This window comes from Photorhabdus sp. RM96S (genome assembly GCF_042879335.1).
GTDB lineage: Bacteria > Pseudomonadota > Gammaproteobacteria > Enterobacterales > Enterobacteriaceae > Photorhabdus > Photorhabdus kayaii.
Genome location: NZ_JBHFKT010000025.1, coordinates 43,552 through 64,837, shown reverse-complemented (window position 1 = coordinate 64,837; position 21,286 = coordinate 43,552). Strand labels below are relative to the sequence as shown.

The following is a 21,286-nucleotide window of genomic DNA, read 5'->3' as shown; positions in this document are numbered from 1 at the left end:
ATATACCGTCAAGTACACCACCTTGATTAGAACCCTCTTTTAGGTCACTTGGTTTGCGTTAACGTACCTAAAAGAGGATTAATCTTATAAACAGGTTTCCCTAACTACCTGATTCTCCCTTTCTTTTTCCAGCATAATTAATAACTCAAGCATATTGATAATTTCTTGAGATGCCATGTGAGCGTTCTTATATGATAAGGCAAGATTAGGGGATTTTTTCATGAATGCTTTAACATTTAATTTTCTATCCAGATTGCTGTTCAGCGATTCAATCAATTTCGTTAAGCAATCTCGTGCGCGAAATAAATTTTGCTCCAGATAGGGTAAATATTCCTGATAAGTACATAGTAATTTTTCCAGTTTTTTCGCTTTCAGATTACCCCCTGCGTGTGGGCCAGGTTTTATGCTAGCCATAGCATGAAATGTATCTTTGCCTTTATTATAAATACCACGAGGATCTAATCCCGCCGCCGCAGTTAAAGCCACAATAGGTATTGGACCATATTTCAACATGGAACTGAAAGTACCCGCCGTCCAGTTATTGACACCTTCTGTTATAGCACTGGTAACCACATCAGGTGTATTTGCCAGTGCGGTATCAAGCACAAAATCCCGCGTATATTCTTTGTTTATATAGGTACGGTATAGTTCATATAGCCTAGGGTAACCACTCAATTTTCCCTGTAATTTCCCCTGTACCTCTTGCTCAATGTTTTTAATCGTATTGCCGGTACAGGTCGGATACAATTGAGTATGAACACCGGTTCTTGACGTAATAGGTTTTGCCAATTCTCCACCAATACTTCCCGCTGCCGCACTGGCGAGAAAAGAGATAGCGGGGCCACCTGATGCCGTAGCAGCACCTGCCAATCCTGCACATATTGAAGCAGGCACTGAACGTATCATCGTATCTTTAATCTCCACCAGTGCATTCCGACCTATTTTATTTAGCAGTTTTTGTGGTTGGCTAAGGCGATATAACTGCTTTTGCAGCGCATAGGCATTCGCTTCTGCCATCACCATAGATTGATTTAGCATATCAAATTCATATGCCAATTTTATTTCCTCTTTAGTGAAACCTTCAAATATGGAATTTCCCATAATTAACTCTTCCTTATATATGAGTATTAATGTTTGTTTTTTTGTTGAATAATGTTGCCACGATTTTTAATATCGCGGCAAAAAAACACATTAATTTTTGACAAATCAGAAAGTGAAGGACATTACCTGGCGGATAAAAAATTCTGGTCTTCTATTATTTTGCCTCTGGAAGTTTGGCGAGTTTAAACCCTAAAAGTAGAGCCAAAGAGAGAAGAATAGCAATAAATAAAACAACACCATGCCAACCTAATTGGAGCCAAAATATACCGCCCAAAGTACCAGCCACACTTGAACCAAAGTAATAACAAAACAGATAAAGGGAAGACGCTTGTGCTTTGGCCCGGCGAGCACGACGTCCGACCCAACTGCTGGCAACAGCATGTGCAGCAAAGAAACCGAAAGTGAGGACTATCATCCCAATGATAATCATCACCGCAGATGATAATAAGGTAATAAGCGTACCGATTAGCATCATAGTTATCATCGCAATTAGCACTTTTCCGAGTCCATATTGATGGGTTAATGTGCCGACTTTGGATGCGCCGCATGTTCCTGCCAGATAAACAATAGACAACATACCGACAATTGACTGATTGAAATAATAGGGCGAATCCAATAAACGATAACTTATATAATTAAATAGGGTAACAAAGCCGCCCATGAGTAAAAAGGCTTCAGAAAACAGTAATGGCAATCCTTTATCACGAAAATGTAATTTCAGATTGATTAATAAAGAGTTAGGTTTGAGAGAACTTGGCCTAAAATGGCGCGATTCAGGTAACATACGCCAAAACATCATTGCCGCAATTAATGCTAATAAACCTAATACGATGACAGAAACCCGCCATGAGAAATAATCGGTGATAACACCTGATATTAATCGCCCGCTCATGCCACCAATAGCATTACCACTAACATAAAGTCCCATTGATAAAGCAACAAAGTTAGGATGGATTTCCTCACTAAGATAAGTCATTGCAACGGCGGCTACGCCACTGAGAGACAAACCAACCAGAGCGCGTACAACCAGAATTCCATGCCAACTGGTGATAAATGCACTGAGTAAAGTGAAAAATGCGGCGGCAAATAGCGCTGTTACCATCACATTTTTACGGCCAATAGCATCAGACAGAGGACCGGTGATTAATAAGCCCAATGCCAGCATTCCCGTTGAAAGGGATAAAGATAAACTACTGGTAGCAGGAGAAACATCGAAATCATCCGACAGCATGGGTAAGATTGGTTGAACGAAATAGAGTAGGGCAAATGCAGCTAGCCCTACGGTAAAGAGTGACAACGTCACTCTAATATATAGAGGATCATCTTTCTGAATATGACTTTTCTTATTTTGAATATTTTGAATATTTTGGACAAGATGATTACCGGGAGTCAAATTTTCACCGATATTACTACTATTATTACTAGAGCTGGTATTACTAGGACTGGTATTACTACTAGGGCTGGCGCTCACATAATTTCCTTACTTAACTCATTAGCTAGCTTATATTTTGATGAAGATCAAGCATATGAATTGCAAAATATTTTGTCTAATATATTAATCATTAACAATAATATGTATTAGATCTCAAAGGTGATTATGGCTATCGAGTTACGGCATTTACGCTACTTTATTGCAGTGGCAGAGGAATTACATTTTGGTCGTGCGGCAGAACGGCTTAATATTTCACAGCCGCCATTAAGCCAACAGATTCAATCACTTGAAAATAGTATAAATGCGCGGTTGTTAGAACGTAATAACCGGAATGTGAGCTTGACGCCGGCAGGTAACATGTTTCTGAAAGAAGCTTATCTGATCCTGGCTCAGGTTGATGCTGCTGCAACAAAAGCAGCAAGAATGCAAAAAGGGGAATTAGGCGAAATATCTATCGGTTTCACCTCTACGATACCTTTTATGAATAAGGTCACTCTGAGTTTACGGCAATTTCGGGAACGTTACCCGGAAGTCGCTATTCATATGCATCAGATGAATACTAAACAGCAGATTGCGCCATTACTGACGGGCCGGATCGACGTTGGTATCATGCGTAATACCCAATTACCCGATAACCTTGAGTATCGGCTATTATTTCGGGAACCTTTTAGGCTTGCTGTTTATGATGGACATCCTTTGTTGGAATATGCTCCACAGGGAATAAAGCTCGAAATGTTGTCGAGCTATCCGATGGTGTTTTTTGAGCGCGAAGTGGGGACTGCTTTGTATGATGAAATCATCACATTACTTGCTCAAGCAGGCGTGACGCCGATGATTTCACAAGAAGCAGGCGAAGCGATGACCATTCTTGGGCTGGTTTCTGCTGGATTAGGTGTCAGTGTTGTGACTGAATCTTTTACTCGAATGAAAGTGGATGGTGTCCAGTATATTCCATTAGCTGATAACCACCCTTATTCTGAGGTCTGGTTGGTAAATCACAAAAACCGGCCAATATCGGCCGCCGCAGACAGGCTGATAAACCTACTTATATCTAATATTTTGAATGGAAAAAATAAGTAGAAATAAGCTAAATTTCGTGCTGAATATCACATATTTATTGAAAGAATCATACTTTTTGCCTAAAACCTCGACATAATCAGCCAACAATTATTTTGAAACGTGAATTAATTATACCCTATGGATTTCAAGATGGATCGCGACGGCAAGGGAGCGAATCCCCGGGAGCATAGATAACGATGTGACCGGGGTGAGTGAGTGCAGCCAACAAAGAGGCAACTTGAAAGATGACGGGTATAGAGCGTAAAAGGGTAAATAATGGATCGACAACCAGGGCATATTGATCAGATAAAACAGATTAATATTGGTACTGTTTATCGGTTAATTGATCAATATGGTCCAATTTCCCGTATTGAGCTATCCAAAAAAGCTCAACTTGCTCCAGCCAGTATTACTAAGATTGTCCGTGAATTGGTCGATGCACACTTAGTCATGGAAACGGAATTTTTGGATTTAGGATTTAGAGGGCGCCCGGCGACCGGATTGAGGCTTGATTCTGAAAGTTGGCATTTCCTGTGCGTCAGTATTAACTTGGGAAGTTTAATATTGGGACTGCGTGATTTAAGTAGCAAGTTAATTGTTGAAGATGTTTTACCATTACCGGCCAACAAAGAAAAATCCTTTTTAGATAGCATTATTGATGAGATTGATGCATTTTTTGGTCGCTATCAATCTCATCTTGAGCGTCTGACGGCAATTAGCATGACGGTAAATGCGATTGTTGATCCGACCCAAGGTTTAATCCACAGTTTCCCTTATTACCAGGTTCAGGAATTGCCAATAGGAGAATATCTGCATCGTCGCACCGGATTACCGGTATTTCTTCAACATGAAATAACTGCCTGGACGATAGCTGAATCACTATATGGCACAGCAAAAAATTGTCAGAATGTTATCCAAATGGTCATTGATGAACATGTTGGTGTTGGCGTGATTATTGCGGGGCAAACATTGCATGCTGGCAACTGTGGTGTCATGGAGGTAGGGCATATTCAGGCTCAGCCTGATGGTGAACGCTGTTATTGTGGGAATGTTGGGTGTCTGGAAACGGTTGTAGGCATCAGCCATATTTTATCCAGAGCAAAACGGCAGTTGGCAATGGTACCCGATTCTTTACTAAACGGTGAACCACTGACCGTTGAGTCATTCTGTCAGGCGGTTAATAACGGTGATACTTTGGCAGTAGATATTATTCGTGATATCGGAGTAAAAATTGGGCATATTATCGCAATGATGGTCAATTTATTTAACCCAGAAAAAATTTTGATGGGTTCTCCTCTTAATGCTTCACAACAAGTTTTGTATCCGGTGATTAGTGAATGTATTCAACAACACGCTTTGCCTGCCTATAGTAAACAGATTGAATTGGTTGCAACAAAATTCAATAATTCAGGTACATTATCCACGGTAGCGTCAGTTAAAAAAGCTTTATATGATGGTTCATTATTGATCAGTTTAATGAAAGGATAATATACTTGATAGAGGTTCTCTGGTTGTAATATTAACTTTATACCCGTTATCTTTCAAGTTGCCTCTTTGTTGGCTGCACTCACTCACCCCGGTCACATCGTTATCTATGCTCCCGGGGATTCGCTCCCTTGCCGTCGCGATGCATCTTGAAATCCATTGGGTATATATAAATTTTTTCACTAAATTGGCGTAGCAATTAAACAAAACATTGAGCTAACGCAATCTCCCTTATAGTCGCATCCTCTAGACTTAAGCGCTCATTAACCGGGTTCTATCTGTCATTATGGAAAACAGAATTTATGTTAACGCGCCTATTTGTTACGGGGACAGATACCAACATAGGTAAGACAATTGTTACCCGTGCATTATTACAAGCTTTTAATCGTGATGGAGCAACGGCAGTAGGGTATAAACCTATAGCCACAGAAGGGTATGAAACAGAAGAAGGTATGCGTAATCGAGATGGTGTGATTCTACAAAAATCTTCTCCCGTTCCACTTAAATATGAAGAAATTAACCCAGTTATCTGGAAAAACAGGTATTGTGAAGGCAATCAGGTTGATTTCGAACAGATGAGAAAAGGATTAAATAATCTTAGTAATAAAGCAGATCGCGTTATTATTGAAGGTAACGGCGGTTGGCGTGTATTACTGGATGATGAAACTTTTTATTTTGATTGGGTGATTCGGGAAAAAATCCCAGTTATTTTAGTTGTTGGTATTCAGTCTGGCTGTGTAAATCACTCAATTTTAACCGCGCAGGCAATAATAAATGATGGATTGCAGTTAGTAGGGTGGGTAGCTAACAGAATTAATCCTGGTTTATCGCACTATACGAAAGTGATGGATAGGTTACGCCGTCACATTAATGCGCCACAGTTAGGTGAAATTCCTTATATTTTACGTCCGGAAGAAAAAGATTTATCCTGCTACTTGGAGATTTCCACTATATTAAAACAAGTTAGGGGGGAATAAGTGTGGATTTATCATATTGAACGAATACCATAAAAAATATTGTGATTGTGACTGGCGGTCGATTAACAATAAAACCTCACTTGTAGAAAAGTGAGGTTTATCATCAACAACCTAAAATCTCAATATGATATAATAAGCTTGATCTCTATTTACCACAAACACTCGTCATTCTTTTAATAAACTTGGGAATACCATTTATGCCATTATATGCAGATATTTCCATGCATTTTTTGTTAACATCAATGATAAAGAAATCACCTTTAAATAGTGCTCCACTGTCATAGACTCTTGCGTTTCCAAAGATATAGGAGGTGTATTCGTCAAGAAAATGTGAATGCCCAACAAAAGCAGCCATAACATTGTACTGTTCAATCAATGATCTAAATCTCTCTTTTTCAGCATAACTGCTATTATCAATAAAATGGTCATACCCATCGTGAAAGTTTAAAACGACTGCTTTTCCTCTTGTTTGAGCAGATTTGAGATCGCTTTCCAACCAATCAAGGGATTTTGTAATATAAACGGTTGGGCTGATATAGTGCTCCAAATTGACACTATAGGTAGGATAGTTTTGCAATTGAACATAATGAATATCACCGAAATCCCATGAATAAGATAAACTGCCTTTCCATGCTTTATTGTCATAGTCATAGGAGAAATTATTCAATACTTTACTATAACCATTTATTCTCTCTGCCATATCAAATACAGCGGATCTGGCGCAGGCATTACGACTGAAATCAAAGCCTTCGGGGTAAGTACAATCATTAACATTATTTGCATAATCATGATTTCCCAATCCCATAAATAGCGGGAATTTGATTTTTGATGTATATATCTCCTTAAGGCTTCTTCTGGTGCTAGCGCGTCCAAACTCGGTAAGATCACCATTAACGATGCCAAAAGCAAGATGATTGCGTTCATAAATAGTATTGATACTGTTTGCTACTTTTCTATTTAATTCTTCCCACGGTTTTTTGTCGGCATTAGGATCGCCTTGTTCAGGATATAAACGCCACGGCTGAGGATCTGACATCACGGCAATTTTATAATTGCTGTTGCCATTAAAATTCTGGGCTTCTGTTTGATTTCCTGCGACAGCGCTACATCCTGATATAGCTAATGCTATAAAAAACACCACGACAAAGCGAATTTTCTTAGTGATAAGATCACCCATAACGTTTCCTATTTTAAATTTTCAACATGATTATTATTTGAGCAAATAAGATATTTAACTCAGTATAATTATTCGGTAAATATTTTTGTTTCAAAACGTTATGATATTAGAGTTGATTATTTAGATTGTCAGTTTTAAAAAAGCTAATGGTTCACATAGGAAACTATATTAAAGCTATCATTCAGGTCAGCTTGCTAAGGGCAGCCAACAAAGAGGCAACTTGAAAGATAACGGGTATAACGTGAAAAGGGGCCGAAGGCGTATAGCCTCGACCTCTATTCATCTCATCATTCATCAACGGTAAAATATTGGCGTAATATTTTCTCTGAACTTTGGGTATCTTCCTTCAGAAAGATAATGTGGGTTTATTTGGCGGTCGGATGAGCTTGAGATTGGCTTCCTTGCCGGGTATACACAATCTTTTTGGCATTATTTTCACAATGCCCAACGATTTTACCACCGGCTTGTTCAATGTGGTCATTAGCAACAATTTCCAATGTAAAGCCAGATTCCGGCACACCATTATTGATAATTTTCTGCGCAATTTGCTCTTTCACGCTTTCGCATGAAGCTTGTGCAGCAAGTGCGAATGGGGATAGGGTAAAGATCAATGCGCTAAATAAAAGCGCTTTCTTCATCTTCATTGTCATCACCTTATATTACGGTCTGATGGGCATACCTGTATTGCTGTCTAAACAACGTTCGGTATTGGGTTCCCAATAAGCATTGATATTGGTACTTTTCATACATGCATCACGAGCATCAATCGCTTTATCGAACTTGTCGAACTCTTTCTCAGCACGTTTATTAACTTTAGTGCGAAGATTCTTTGTTTCATCCCATTGTTCTTTACTTTGGCGGGCGGCTTCTTTATCGAGCACAGAATCTCCGCTACCACTCACTGTGACGCAGGTACTTCCGGAAGTACAGGTTGTCGCCAATGCTGGCGTTTGCCATAACAATGGTATTGCCAGAGCGATAGCTGGCATTGCTTTTAATATCAAAGAATTACAAATATTCATCTTTTATCCTCTTGAATCCTCTTGAGTGTAGAGTAAGTGGAGCCAATTTAGATGGCACAATAAGAAACTATCAGATAGATAAATTATAAGATAGCATTAATATGTTCAACAAATTATCAAGAAGAGTGTAATTATTCATTTCTGTGTACACTAAGCCCGGCAAATGACTGGCAAACTGGCATCATTTCTAATGTATTAATGTTGACATGAGCAGGTAAATTAGCGACCCAAAAAACAGCTTCAGTGACATCTTCGGCGGTTAATGCCTGCGTGCCATCGTAGGTTTTATTCACTTTATCATTGTCGCCTTTAAAACGTACTAAAGAAAACTCAGTTCCACTAACTAAACCGGGTTCTATATCAGTGACTCGGATATTTTTTCCTTGCAAATCTGCTCGTAAGCCCAAACTAAACTGTTTGACGAAGGCTTTAGTTGCGCCATAAACATTTCCACCGGAATATGGCCAACTTGCAGCGGTAGAACCGATATTAATAATATGCCCATGATTTCTTTCTACCATTTGAGGCAGTAGAGCATGGGTCATATTGACAAGCCCTTTGACATTGGTATCAATCATTATTTCCCAGTCATCCAGATTAGCCCGATGAGCGGGTTCTAATCCAAGCGCTAAACCGGCATTATTGACTAAAATATCGATTTGACGGAGTGATTCTGGTAATTGTTCTACAACCTGATTGATAGCGGCCCGATCAGTGACATCAAGTTGAACAAAGTAAAAGTTATCACCCAGTTCAGCTTTTAATTTTTCTAACCGTTCTTTACGGCGTCCAGTTGCAATAACTTTAGAACCGTTTTGAATGAATTTTCTGGCAATTGATTCACCAAAACCTGAAGTTGCTCCTGTCACAAAAACGATCATACAAAACCCCTTTTTTACTCGTACTATTTCTGTCATCAGTATACCCGTTATCTTTCAAGTTGCCTCTTTTTTGGCTGCACTCACTCACCCCGGTCACATAGTTACCTATGCTCCCGGGGATTCGCTCCCTTGCCGTCGCGATCCATCTTGAAATCCATTGGGTATAAATGGGGTTCTGTATTTTTAGTCAAGAGATGATTGAAAAACTCTCAGTGATTCTCTTTTTATTCTTCAAAAATGATTTCTGGCAGAGGAAGTTGATCATTAATAATTGCATCCGCGATGCGGATTATATCTTCGTCCAATGCACGATCAGTGATCAAAGGAGGACTGATTTCGCGTACTGCATGGTAAAATTTAGCGGTTTCAGGCGCAATTTCACTAATATTGCCGCGAAGATGAATGGCCTGACAAACTACCAGAATTGTCATTGAAACAATATTGCGTAATTTCTGCTCCATCTCTAAAACATCTTGAGCAGCATGCAGTCCTAAACTGACAATATCTTGATTGTATTGTTCTGTGGCGAGGGTATGAATACCTGATGCAGAACAATCATGGCGAATTGCAGCAACTAAAGCGGTTTGAGAAAGTTGGACGCCTTTAAAACCTTGATACATGCCGGGTGTCGGACTAAGTGAATTGGGTAATCCACGAGAGAAACGGTTATCCATCATAAGGGCCACAATGGCGTGAAGATGATTGGCAATTAAAGCAATATCCAGTTTTAATGCATCCATTGTTCGGGCGACATATTGCCCCATAAAATTCCCACCGTGTAGAACATCGCCATTTTCTGGATCGATCAATGGATTATCATTAGCTGAAATAACTTCCCGTTCCAATATTTTCCGAGCGGTAGCTAAAGATTCTGGCACTATACCTAATATTTGTGGTGCACAACGAATTGAATACACTTCCTGTAAGGTATCATTTAGTCGGGTAACTTCTTGATGACGACAAGCTTTATTGGCTTGTTCTTTAACCCCGGATAATAAATTAACTTGAGTTGAACCTGCCAATAAATCACGCAATGCACTTGCCACCGCTTTTTGACCAGGATGATTTTTTACTTGTTGAATTCGGGCATCATAATGTTCATGAGATGCAAGTAATGCTTCAACAGCAAGGGCTATCGCAGAGATTGAGGCTTTAAATAGTTTTTCCAGTTTAATGACGGTAATTGCACTGATACCGGACATTACCCGTGTGCCGTTAATCAGAGCAAGACCTTCTTTTGCTTTTAACGATAATGGTGTCAACCCTGCGCGTTTAATTGCTTCAGCAGCGTCAATTTCTGCGCCCATATAATAAACTTTGCCGATACCACATAATGCGCGTGCAATATAAGATAAAGGGATTAAATCACCGCTTGCACCCACTGAACCATAGCGAGGAACCAGAGGAACAATGTCATGGTTAATATGATCAACAATTGTTTGAGCGACAACTGGTCTGGTTGCAGACCAACCTTTGCACACAGAAAGTAACATAGTAAATTGTGACGCTTTAATACAAGGTTTGGACATATAGTCCCCAGTGCCAGCAGAAAGAAAAGTTAACAGATTTTGCTGATGCTCTGAGATCTTCTCAAATGGCACAACTAAATTGGCATTCCCTCCAAATCCTGTATTGATTCCATATATAACCTCTCCTGAATTTAATTTTTCCTCTAATTTTTCACGACCATGCGTCAAAAGCTCAGTGATCTCCGTTGATATTTCTACTTTTTTTTGTTTTATCGCAATGTCATAGATATCTTCCAAAGAGATAAGGCCATTTTTATTAATAATAATGGTTGGCTGAACATCTTTAGCTTTCATTTTAATCTCCATATATAAGAATGGTAATAATATTTTGAAGAAACGAACACCCCTAAGGATACAAATTAGTATAGATATAAAATATAAAATACAGTCAATTTGAAATAAAATTAAAACAAATGGTTCGTAAAAATTAATTTACAAATTTAATTGAGGAGGCAATTGTAATAATGGCAATTAATATATTTGCAATTTGCAATTATTTGTTTTTGTTATATGATAATAAATGGTCGGTAATATAAAATCCATTGACATAAATTTGAGTTGACCATTAACAATCAAACAAATAACAATTATTTGTTTTCCTAAGAATACAAACTAGAATGTAATTATGTTACCACGTAAGTAAAGCAATTGGAGTGTTCATCGAAAAATAAACTGATATCTAGTCGAGGTGATTTATGTCAAAAATAATCCAGACAGATTCGCTTAGTGAACAGTCTTATCAGATAGATAATTTCAATCCATCAACTGAAACAATAAATTTTAGTTACACATCGGGAAGAACCGCATTACCAGTCTATAATAAATATGACACACGTAATAAACCTAAAGTTTTTGGTTATTATACAGATTGGTCGCAATATGACGGTAGATTACAAGGAAATCAAGATCCCATTCGTCGAGGTAGAGGAATAGATTTACAGCACCTTTTAGATAATCCTTTTGCTTATGATAAATTAGTTATTGGTTTCTGTGGAATATTAGGTGATGAGGGCGAAAAAAAGCAGCAAATTAAAGAGCAAGCGCCATTATTTGCCCGCACCAATAATGGAGAAGTGACATTCACAGATGCTTGGGGAGATTGCCAATCTTATCAGAATTGTACTTATTCTGGTTGGCAAGATATCCAAATGCCAAGGGATTTTGATCAATCTAAAAGTATGGGCGTATTAGGTGGATTGGCTAAGGTTCAACAAGCTGCAAAAGCTCAAGGCCATGATCTTATTATGTCATTTAGTGTTGGCGGTTGGACCATGAGTAATGGCTTTTATAATATGGTCAGAGACGAAACACTAAAATCCTATTTCTGTTCGAGTTTAGTTGATATATTCCAACGTTTCCCTATGTTTACCGAAATTGATATTGATTGGGAGTATCCGGGCGTTGCTGGAAATGAAGGTAACATGTATGCGCCAGACGATGGTGATTATTATGTTAGTTTAATTAAAGATTTAACTGCTGCTTTTAAAGAAGCAGGGCGTTCAGATATAAAAATAAGTATTGCTTGTTCGGCGGTACCAGAGAAAATGGAAAAATCAAAAATACCTGAATTACTGCAAGTTGGACTATATGGTATTAATGTTATGACCTATGATTTCTTTGGTACTCCGTGGGCTGAAAAGGTGTTACATCACACGAATCTCCGTAATTATCTTGGTGGTGAGAATAGTGTAGAAAAGGCGGTTGAATATTTATTGAGCCTTGGCGTACCTGCATCTGCCATCAATATTGGTTACACCGGTTATTCACGCAATGCCAGAAATACGATTATTGATAGTTATTCTCCATTATCCGGCAGTTATGATCCTGGTTATGTCCCGAAAAAAGAACCGAAGATTACAACAACCGGTTCGTTTGAATCAGGGACCACAGAATGGTACGACACGATATATAATTATCTGGATTTGGAAGAAAAGAGGGGAAGAAATAATTTTGACTTATATACCGATGAAATAGCAGACGCTGATTATCTCTATAATAAGGATAGTCAGTTGTTTATTTCTCTTGATACCCCTCGTTCCGTTAAATCTAAAGCACAATATGTACTAGAAAAGAATCTGGGAGGAATATTTACATGGACCGCAGATCAAGATCGTGGTTTATTGGTCAATGCAGCTAGGGAAGGGCTTGGTTGTGAGTTAATCACGGAAAAAATAGATATGGCACCATTCTACTTCAAGGGTGTTAATGTTGAGCCGGTTGATCCAGTTAATCCAGATACAGGGAGTGATTACCCTGTCTGGGATGCAAATAGGGCATATAATGCCGGCGATAGAGTGAGTTGGAACAATCAAAATTGGGAAGCTAAATGGTGGAGTAGAGGCACCGTGCCAGACGGCGCAGAAACATCTGATGCTTATCCTTGGGTAAAAATTGCATAATTAATTAAACCAAGCCACCAGTATGATATATACTGGTGGCGGATCTTTTTTATCTTCACCTCATTCTTATCGTTGTAACCAGTATATCTAGAGTAATGGTATGGAGTTAGTTCAGGTATGACAATTTACTCGGAATATTAACGTCGGTATTGATAACTTTGAGATGTATTTTTTCTTATACTCAAATGCCGTTGTTTTAATGGTGGTATTGAAAAATGTTCTACAGCATTCTGGGCGCTACGCAATGAAATTCCAACAATCTCATTAGCATATACGCGCATTTGTTGCTCATAATCTGAAATTGCCTTGATTAATTCTTCTTGGCCTGACGCCACTTGAGTAAGCTTTTGCGTGAGCAAAAGTGCGTCTCGCAGCGCTGTATTCGCTCCTGAGCCTGTCATTGGCGTCATGTTGTGAATAGCATCCCCAAGTAATATGACGGTGCTGGATTTCCAGGGTAGAAGATGGGGCATGCTGCGTAAATGTAGCGGAGATATGTTTTCCATATCACTTTGTTTAATCAGAATATGTAGGTTTGGGTCCCATGAAGTCATACGGGCTCGGACTAGATCGCAGAGGACTTCAGCGGAAAAATTGGTGATGTTGTCAGGCAGACTATCTGTTGCTGCTACGTAAACCCATACGATAAAATTATCTATTTCTGCTAAGGCGGATTCTACATGGATATTAACTGGAGCGCGCCACATAGAGATGAACAACCAGTCGGGGCTTTTAGGTACGATACTATTGGGTGTACCATCCCGGAAATTTTGGGGTAGCAAAGCTATGAGAGCCGGGGTAAGACGCGCACGACCAATGATTATACTAACACCAACATCGAATCTTTCGATAGAAGGAAGGTACTGCTTACGTACTTTTGAATTGCTTCCGTCTGCACCGACAAGGACATCAACATTTTCGTGACTGCCATCGGCAAAGAAAATTTTAATACCACCGTTTTCAATATGTTCATAACGAACGAATGTTTTGTTCCATTGAATTGTATTTGAAAGCCCTTGGCTTAATATATCTCTAAGTTCAGTTCTACTTATTGACAGGCGCTGCTCGGAAATGATCTGCCCGTTCATAAGACCGCCTTGAACAGCAAGAAGACGTAGACGTTCATTATAAAACCGTGATTGTCCGCCAATATATCTTGATGCCTCCTCAAAGGTTAGCCAGTTTTCATCCGGGAGGCATTCTTGCAGTGCCTGCTTGCCGAATGTATTAATATGAATTCCATAACCGGGAAGTATGGATGATGCAGCAGAGTTTCGTTCATATATCGTCACTTTGATTCCATTTTTACGTAATCCATGTGCTAAACATGTACCACCAATCCCCGCCCCAATAATACCGACGTGCATAATATTTCTCCTGTTATATACCCGTTATCTTTCAAGTTGCCTCTTTGTTGGCTGCACTCACTCACCTCGGTCACATTGTTCGCTATGCTTCCGGGGATTCGCTCCCTTGCCGTCGCGATCCATCTTGAAATCCATAGGGTATAGATATGAACGATTCTGGCTAAATCGTGGTGATTATATCTAATCACAGCCATGACTTTTTTATAGTATTTAAAATAAAAATATACTGTACATCGAAATAGAGCAAGAAAGCTTGGGGTTTTATCTCTAAAAATATTTGGTAAAAAAGTTATGTGTCTGTTTATTAAATAATATTTAATTAAAAAATTGATCGCTTAAATTGTTAAAGTGAATTTTTAATGTTTATATTTTATAATTTTTCATAAAATTAATACTTTATAGTGATATGTGTTAATCTAACTTCGTGTTTGTTTTACGTATTCAAGATAACATGACAGTAAATGATGTTTGTGTGAATAAATTAATATTCATCTTGTTTCGATCTTCAACTATTTAATAAACATGACATGATTAGTTTCACAATGCAACTACATTAATTTTCATCTGCTTTATTAGAAGAAAATAAAATAATCGATCTGATGGTTGAATATTATTTTAGTGGATATATTATTATCATTAATATGAAATTATTTCCATAATAATTGAATTTAATATATTTTTCTCCCAATTATGAAATATTTTATTACTCGTTGTCATGAATTTTATGAGGGTGACTTCTATACTATTATTTGTAATCTATTATTCGTGATCATGGGCTATTACTATTGATTTTTCATTTTGTTCGGAGAAATAAATATGAGTAATCAGGACGTCAAAGCGATGTATAACCGATATCCATATCCTAGTTCCGCCATTGGAGACAATCTTATTTATGATATGGCCACGGTGATGGGGATTATATTTAAGCCGGATTATTTAACGGGAAAATATGTGCTTGATTTAGGGTGTGGAACGGGACATCGTTTGTTAGGGCTGGCAAGTATGTATCCCGATACCCAATTTGTAGGTATTGATATGACGGATAAAGCGTTAGAGGTGGCAGATAAGTTGATATCTTATCATCAGTTGGATAACGTCACGCTAGAAAATAATACGATTGAGAAGCTAACACGAGATAATCAATTTGATGTTGTTGTTTCTACCGGTGTTATCCATCATATGGAATGTCCACAAGAGGGTTTTTTAGCAGCTTCACGTTCATTAAATGAAGAGGGTATCGCGCTAATTTGGTTATACAACGCTATAGGAGAATATGAACGATTGAGGCAGCGGGAACTTTTGCAGATTTTTGTAAAACAAAATCATGCAGAAGAATATTTTTTAAATACTGATTTAATGAATAAGCTGTGCGAAAACTTAAGTCGAAATCAATATGGCGATAGTACAGCTAATCATTTAGATGATAGTGTTGATCAGGTTGCTGTTAATGTGGATGCATTTTTGAATCCTATCGTCAACGCATACAGATATGATGAAATATGCGATTTTTATTATAAAGCTGGCTTTAAGCGTGTGAGATGTTGTGGGTTCAATCGTGAGAACGGTAATAAGCTTTTTGCAGGATGTTGCGATCAATTCAATGATGAATATTTTCTTCAATTTCAAGATTTACTTTTAAATGAACAATTACGTGAAATATTTAATGCTCTTGATTATAACCAAAAGATTCGTGTTATTGAGCTTTTATGGAAGCCAACCGGCATATCTTCGATTGGATTTAAATCTGAAAATGCCCAGTCTTTTGTCAATGATTGGTTAAGAGGGGGAGGGGAGGAATAGCGGTTATTCTCGGAGAGTAAGTTAAGCTTTAGTAAAATGAGTACCAAGCCAGAAACATCCACTTTCTAGTTTCTGGCTATATTTTGCATTGATGAATTCGAGTTAATCGTAATATTCCGGTGCCTTACGGAATGTTGGCCAGGCATCCGGATCGTGCCCTGTTACTACAATTGCATTCGTGCGTTTGGCTAGATGTCGCAGTTTTTGCACCGAACTTTTTAATCCGCTAAATCGGCATAACCTCTAACACCAAATTTTGATTTAGCTGATTTTACCGCATCTAAAACCGCAGCAGCCATGACTTCGGCAGCAAGAATACCAACAGTATTCACCGATGAATCCACACCACCTGTTGCCGCTGCAAAAATAGTATCCCCGTCACTCATGGTATGAACAGGGTATATCGTTCTCGCAAGACCATCATGAGCCATCTGGGCAACTTTTTTCATCTGGCTTTTATTCATATTGGCGTTACAACAAATTATGCCAATAGTCGTATTTGCCCCTTGAATGAAATTATTATCTTTATTATTTTTTATAATGTAGGGAATAAGATGACCATTTTTATCACATGCACCTGCAATGGTTTTACCATTTTTAGGGTCTCTGATTTCACCAACAGCATTTACAACAACCATTGCGCCAATTGTCAGCCCGCCAGGTAATTTAACCGATGCTGTTCCAAGTCCACCTTTCATGGCTTTGTCAAAACCGGCCATCTTACCTATAGTGGCCCCGGCGCCGGCGCCAATATTTCCCGATGGAAAAGGGGTTACAGAAGCGTTTAGTGCCGCAAGATAGCCCATTTCAGCGTCAGGACGAACAGCAGGATCACCAAAGTTTAGATCAAAAATTATTGCGGCAGGAACGATAGGTACGATAGCGACACCGGTATCAAATCCTTTTTTTCTTTCTTCAAGATAGCGCATTACGCCAGAGGCGGAATCTAATCCAAAAGCGCTCCCTCCACTTAGCACCACTGCATTGACTTTCTGAACAGTGTTAATGGGATCTAAAAGCTCGGTTTCCCTTGTCCCCGGTGCAGAACCTCTGACATCAACGCCACAAACAGCTCCGTCGTCGAAAATAATGATGCTACAACCGGTTTGCTCCAATTTATCTTCAGCATGCCCAACCTTAACACCCGGTACATCCAAAATTGTTCCATTTGTCTTATACATAAATATGTCCACACCTTGATTTTTAAAGTAATACATTACAAGTTTTAATGTTTATCGAGATGAATCATAGCAAAAGGTGACTAAACAAACTCTTCCGTGTCTCCTGCTGCCAGCGTTTCAAGACGGGTAGGTGATAGTGGAATGCGAGGGGATGGTATTGCCCAATGTTTGATATCGTGGAGAATGGCAGAACAGATTTTTCCCTGACAAGCTCCCATGCCACACCGTGTTGCCATTTTTGCGCTATTCCAATCTTGAAATGGTTCAAGTTCGTTTAAACTTATGTCTTCACAACGACAGATCAAGGTATCGGGGGGAAGTGCCTGTGTGATCTCTCTATTTAATTTAAACGTTTGTGCTATTGCTGTGGCAAAACACCGCCATTTTCTTCGTTTCTGTTGCCATTTTTCAGCTAGTACGTATTTACCACTCGCTGCAAACCCGGCAATAAATCCTTCACACAATGCAAGCTCACTGCCGCCAATACCTGTGCATTCTCCCGCTGCATATACACCAGGTATAGTAGTCTGTTGCCACGCATCTACTTGGATATTTCCTTGTTCGTCCAGCAAGCAACCAAGCAATTGTGCCAATTCCGTATTTGGCCTTAAACCAAAACCGAAAGCTAAACGGGTACAGGGTAATTTTCGTTTTTGCCCTTTATTACTGATATACACACCAGTTAACCTGCCTTCTACCGAGGTTTCCACTCCCAACACCATACTGTTTTTGTAGTAATTTTTAAGTGGCATGAGAGCGATGGCTTGATGCAACTTGTTAGGCCAGCGGAGCAGTCGTAAGCCAAACGAAAATAAGCGGTGTAAAGGCGCCTGTTCAATGATACCGACCACGTTCCCTCCTGCTTTTTTTACTGTTTCGGCAACCGCGAGCAAAAGGGGACCGCTACCTGCAATAACAACACGCTCACCAATCATGGGGAGACCGCTTTTTATCAACGCCTGTAATCCGCCTGCGCCCGTGACACCCGGTAATGTCCATCCAGGAAAGGGAAGTAATTTTTCTTTAGCGCCGGTGCAGAGAATGATACGTTGGTAGTGAACTATTCGGTGCCGACTTGCCGTTTCAACCATTACGCATTGGCTGTCTACTGCAATTACTTTACAACTGGGTAAATAGATCAATGCATCTTCTGATAGTACCGATAGATAATTTTTCGCCATCGGCGGCAATGTATGAAATGGCCCTTGACGCCAAATTTGTCCGCCTGCTTTGGGATTGTCATCAATCAGGATAACGGATTGTTGCCCTTGTATCGCAGCCTGTGCGGTAGCCAATCCTGCCGGTCCTGCGCCAACAACCAGCACATCACAGTGTAATATCGTAGAAAAAGATGGTGTTGCCATGTTCAGATCCTCTCGACTTTCATACCCATTTCACAAACTGTCTGGCACGCTACACGACGGCGACCATTAATCATTAAACGGCATTCCTGGCAGATCCCCATACCACAAAAAGGCACTCTCAATTGATGTGATACAGATATACGGCAATGCTCACTACCGATATAAGCTAGCGCCGCCGCTACAGTAATCCCCGCAGGAACTGTGATCAGTTCGCCATCAATAAACAAAGCAGTAAATGGTGGTTTTTTGAGTGTCATGGTAACCTCTGACGGGCCATAGCAGTGAAACGTGCGGGTTGGTAAGGCAGTGGATCAATCTCCGTTTTTCTGTTCAGCATCAATGCAGAGATGATTTTGGCGCTGCCCGGTGCGGTCGTTACACCTAATCCTTCATGGCCCACAGCCAGCCATAGCCATTCGTAATCAGGATGTTGCCCCAATAGCGGCAAGCCATCTGGAGTCGCAGCACGAAAGCCAGACCAACAACGTAAAATATTCATCTGACCAAGTTGAGGTAAAAAATAAAGTGCGCGCTGGAGCATAGAACGGAGTAGGGAGAGATCAATAGTGTGTTGTTCGTTATGGAACTGGCGTGAAGAGCCAATTAAAAGCTGACCGGTAGGGCGGGCCTGAACATTGAAAGCGATTGACGTACCATCCAAAGTATGTGTACTGGCGCTATACCCTAATTCCACCAGTTGATGTGTGATACAGGTAGGGTAACGATCTGTAATCGCCAGTTGCCCTTTTTTAGGGACAATCGGTAATTCAGGTAACAGATGTGTGCTCCATAGCCCATTTGCTAGCAATATTCTCGGCGCACAATATTTCTTTCCATCACGCAGCACAACGGTCTGAGGCTCTAAGGCGTGCACTTGTCCTGTAATAAACTGAATCTTTTGATTACAGCTAGTAAAAAACCAGTGTACGACATTGGGTGCATAGACAATCCCATCCGCAGGAACAGACAAGCCGCCGGCAATCCCACTCCTCACCATCGGTTCCATCTGATGAATTTGTGTCGCTGTCATCGGAATATTTTCGATTTCATAGGAGGCAAGACGTGCGCTTTTTTCCTCAGCCAGTTCCATTTCGTCCTCTGCATCTGCCAGCCAAAGTGTGCCGCATCTACGCCATGCACAATTTTTTGGCATATGGGGGGTGAATGTTCGCCATATATCTAATGAGTAACTACTCAGTGCCAGTTCCGCAGGATTATCGTCCATACACACGAGATGCCCCATCCCTGCCTGTGTTGCCCCTTTACCACCATCATCAATTACAGCAACTCTCAAACCATCTTGTACCAACTGATAAGCACATGCGGCTCCAATGATGCCAGCACCAACGATAATGACATCCGATATTTGGGGAGGGGTCATACATTGATTCCCCAGACAAAAGGATCGTTATTGGCAATGATTAATTTGTTATCACCGTAAACATGCGCTGTTCCCCGGATCACTGGGGCAATTTTTTGACCAACCCACTGATATTGGGCTTCAAAAACACTTCCAATAATGCTGGATTGGCGCCAAATTTCACCCGGCTGCAATTTTCCATCCGCCGCCAGACAGGCTAACTTAGCACTTGTTCCAGTGCCACACGGTGAACGGTCATAGGCTTTCCCCGGACATAATACAAAATTACGACTATCTGTATCGTTATCAGGAGCGAACAATTCAATATGGTCGATACACTCACCGTTTTCACCGGTTATCCCCGCTTGTTCCAGTGCCTGCCTAACTGCCCAACTGTATTGCGTAAGTTCATCGATATGGTTAAGGGTTAGAAACAGGTTATGTTGACCGATCAGAAAAAACCAATTTCCTCCCCAGGCAATATCTCCATTAACATCACCCACACCTGGCACGTTCACGGTGACATTTTGCTGATAACGATAAGAGGGAACATTATAAACAGACACGGTTTCATCCTTATGGAGCACTGCCTCTACAATCCCAACAGGGGTCTCAATTTTATACTTGCTAGGGTTCAACCAGCCTAGATGATAGAGCGAAGCAATAAGACCCATAGTGCCGTGTCCGCACATGCCTAAATATCCCGCGTTATTAAAGAAAATCACCCCCATATCGGCGTCAGGTACAGTAGACGGACATAAAAGTGCGCCTACCAACATATCATTCCCTTTTGGTTCAAGAATGAGAGCCTTACGCCAGTGATCAAATTCGGCTTCAAAGCGTTGACGCTGTTTGGCAACGGTTCCTTTGCCAAGAGATGGAAATCCCTCGATTATCGTGCGGGTAGGTTCTCCACCTGTGTGTGAATCAATGACGCGAACCATCTGATAATCATGCTTATCTGCCATAAAGCCACCCAATTAACGTATTTTTAATAAATGGTGGCGTAGTATTTCGTTTGTCGCTTGATGAATTTCATACTGCAATATGCTGAAATCAGCACAATGAAAGAATCACTGAATTATCAGTGAGACATTCCAATAAGATAATGAAATGAAAAATTATAAATAAACCTGATAAGGATTATTTCTG

21 protein-coding genes are annotated in these 21,286 nt (G+C 40.0%); 5 read left to right on the top strand and 16 right to left on the bottom strand.

All coding sequences use genetic code 11. The features are described from left to right. Positions 1–84: 84 nt before the first annotated feature. Together ACGF49_RS15835 and ACGF49_RS15830 are read right to left on the bottom strand one after the other, a co-directional pair. On the bottom strand, positions 85–1,101 hold the full coding sequence (locus tag ACGF49_RS15835) for a hypothetical protein (protein ID WP_113040575.1): 1,017 nt from the start codon (positions 1,099–1,101) through the stop codon (positions 85–87). 154 nt (positions 1,102–1,255) lie between these two features. Further along, positions 1,256–2,464, bottom strand: coding sequence for an MFS transporter (locus tag ACGF49_RS15830; protein WP_387491814.1), 1,209 nt, complete (start codon positions 2,462–2,464; stop codon positions 1,256–1,258). 234 nt (positions 2,465–2,698) lie between these two features. Between ACGF49_RS15830 and ACGF49_RS15825 the strand changes: the two genes are divergently transcribed. Together ACGF49_RS15825 and ACGF49_RS15820 are read left to right on the top strand one after the other, a co-directional pair. Next, a complete protein-coding gene (locus ACGF49_RS15825; RefSeq protein WP_228902217.1) occupies positions 2,699–3,613 on the top strand; it encodes a LysR family transcriptional regulator in 915 nt (304 codons plus the stop codon). A 255-nt stretch (positions 3,614–3,868) separates the two neighbouring features. Beyond that, complete coding sequence (locus ACGF49_RS15820) at positions 3,869–5,080, top strand: ROK family transcriptional regulator (RefSeq protein ID WP_228902216.1); 1,212 nt, start codon at positions 3,869–3,871, stop codon at positions 5,078–5,080. Here ACGF49_RS15820 and ACGF49_RS15815 read toward each other — a convergent pair. Further along, the gene (locus tag ACGF49_RS15815) at positions 5,066–5,260 is read right to left on the bottom strand and encodes a hypothetical protein (RefSeq protein ID WP_228902214.1); all 195 of its coding nucleotides are present in this window, start codon (positions 5,258–5,260) and stop codon (positions 5,066–5,068) included. The genes ACGF49_RS15820 and ACGF49_RS15815 overlap by 15 nt on opposite strands. 119 nt (positions 5,261–5,379) lie before the next feature. Here ACGF49_RS15815 and bioD point away from each other — a divergent pair, with 119 nt between their 5' ends. After that, positions 5,380–6,054 carry a dethiobiotin synthase gene (gene bioD / locus ACGF49_RS15810; protein ID WP_113040572.1) on the top strand — a complete coding sequence of 225 codons (675 nt, stop codon included), beginning with the start codon at positions 5,380–5,382 and terminating at the stop codon, positions 6,052–6,054. A 145-nt stretch (positions 6,055–6,199) separates the two neighbouring features. Here the strand turns inward: bioD and ACGF49_RS15805 are convergent, their stop codons facing one another. From ACGF49_RS15805 to stlA, 6 genes are all read right to left on the bottom strand, one after another. Further along, entirely contained in the window at positions 6,200–7,231 is a 1,032-nt protein-coding gene (locus ACGF49_RS15805) for a metallophosphoesterase (RefSeq protein WP_228902211.1), read from the bottom strand. A gap of 365 nt (positions 7,232–7,596) precedes the next feature. After that, positions 7,597–7,869 carry a DUF1161 domain-containing protein gene (locus ACGF49_RS15800; protein ID WP_191214686.1) on the bottom strand — a complete coding sequence of 91 codons (273 nt, stop codon included), beginning with the start codon at positions 7,867–7,869 and terminating at the stop codon, positions 7,597–7,599. A 21-nt stretch (positions 7,870–7,890) separates the two neighbouring features. Next, positions 7,891–8,253: a DUF1283 family protein gene (locus ACGF49_RS15795; protein ID WP_387491795.1), complete on the bottom strand. Its 363-nt coding sequence runs from the start codon at positions 8,251–8,253 to the stop codon at positions 7,891–7,893. Positions 8,254–8,384: 131 nt separating this feature from the next. Beyond that, the gene (ydfG, locus tag ACGF49_RS15790; RefSeq protein ID WP_113040568.1) at positions 8,385–9,134 is read right to left on the bottom strand and encodes a bifunctional NADP-dependent 3-hydroxy acid dehydrogenase/3-hydroxypropionate dehydrogenase YdfG; all 750 of its coding nucleotides are present in this window, start codon (positions 9,132–9,134) and stop codon (positions 8,385–8,387) included. Beyond that, positions 9,094–9,231 carry a hypothetical protein gene (locus ACGF49_RS15785; protein WP_158536447.1) on the bottom strand — a complete coding sequence of 46 codons (138 nt, stop codon included), beginning with the start codon at positions 9,229–9,231 and terminating at the stop codon, positions 9,094–9,096. Before ACGF49_RS15785 ends, ydfG begins: the two co-directional genes overlap by 41 nt. Before the next feature lie 127 nt (positions 9,232–9,358). Further along, a complete protein-coding gene (stlA, locus tag ACGF49_RS15780; RefSeq protein ID WP_113040567.1) occupies positions 9,359–10,957 on the bottom strand; it encodes a phenylalanine ammonia-lyase StlA in 1,599 nt (532 codons plus the stop codon). A 401-nt stretch (positions 10,958–11,358) separates the two neighbouring features. On the opposite strand from stlA, the gene ACGF49_RS15775 reads away from it, so the two are divergent. Beyond that, a complete protein-coding gene (locus tag ACGF49_RS15775) occupies positions 11,359–13,062 on the top strand; it encodes a glycosyl hydrolase family 18 protein (RefSeq protein WP_113040566.1) in 1,704 nt (567 codons plus the stop codon). Positions 13,063–13,199: 137 nt separating this feature from the next. Here the strand turns inward: ACGF49_RS15775 and ACGF49_RS15770 are convergent, their stop codons facing one another. Next, the gene (locus ACGF49_RS15770; RefSeq protein ID WP_113040565.1) at positions 13,200–14,429 is read right to left on the bottom strand and encodes a stiblene epoxidase; all 1,230 of its coding nucleotides are present in this window, start codon (positions 14,427–14,429) and stop codon (positions 13,200–13,202) included. Next, positions 14,384–14,617, bottom strand: coding sequence for a hypothetical protein (locus tag ACGF49_RS15765; protein ID WP_146748028.1), 234 nt, complete (start codon positions 14,615–14,617; stop codon positions 14,384–14,386). Before ACGF49_RS15765 ends, ACGF49_RS15770 begins: the two co-directional genes overlap by 46 nt. A 628-nt stretch (positions 14,618–15,245) precedes the next feature. Here ACGF49_RS15765 and ACGF49_RS15760 point away from each other — a divergent pair. Then, complete coding sequence (locus tag ACGF49_RS15760) at positions 15,246–16,229, top strand: class I SAM-dependent methyltransferase (RefSeq protein WP_387491788.1); 984 nt, start codon at positions 15,246–15,248, stop codon at positions 16,227–16,229. 218 nt (positions 16,230–16,447) lie between these two features. Here the strand turns inward: ACGF49_RS15760 and ACGF49_RS15755 are convergent, their stop codons facing one another. The 5 genes from ACGF49_RS15755 to ACGF49_RS15735 form a co-directional block, all read right to left on the bottom strand. After that, positions 16,448–17,410 carry a P1 family peptidase gene (locus ACGF49_RS15755; protein ID WP_262978085.1) on the bottom strand — a complete coding sequence of 321 codons (963 nt, stop codon included), beginning with the start codon at positions 17,408–17,410 and terminating at the stop codon, positions 16,448–16,450. Positions 17,411–17,490: 80 nt separating this feature from the next. Continuing rightward, positions 17,491–18,774 carry an FAD-dependent oxidoreductase gene (locus tag ACGF49_RS15750; protein ID WP_262978084.1) on the bottom strand — a complete coding sequence of 428 codons (1,284 nt, stop codon included), beginning with the start codon at positions 18,772–18,774 and terminating at the stop codon, positions 17,491–17,493. 2 nt (positions 18,775–18,776) lie between these two features. Continuing rightward, the gene (locus tag ACGF49_RS15745; RefSeq protein WP_113040562.1) at positions 18,777–19,031 is read right to left on the bottom strand and encodes a (2Fe-2S)-binding protein; all 255 of its coding nucleotides are present in this window, start codon (positions 19,029–19,031) and stop codon (positions 18,777–18,779) included. Beyond that, positions 19,028–20,155 carry an FAD-binding oxidoreductase gene (locus ACGF49_RS15740; protein ID WP_262978083.1) on the bottom strand — a complete coding sequence of 376 codons (1,128 nt, stop codon included), beginning with the start codon at positions 20,153–20,155 and terminating at the stop codon, positions 19,028–19,030. The genes ACGF49_RS15745 and ACGF49_RS15740 overlap by 4 nt, the downstream gene beginning before the upstream one ends. Continuing rightward, positions 20,152–21,102 (bottom strand): 4-hydroxyproline epimerase, encoded by a 951-nt coding sequence (locus tag ACGF49_RS15735; RefSeq protein WP_113040560.1) that lies wholly within the window; start codon positions 21,100–21,102, stop codon positions 20,152–20,154. The genes ACGF49_RS15740 and ACGF49_RS15735 overlap by 4 nt, the downstream gene beginning before the upstream one ends. Positions 21,103–21,286 lie beyond the last annotated feature (184 nt).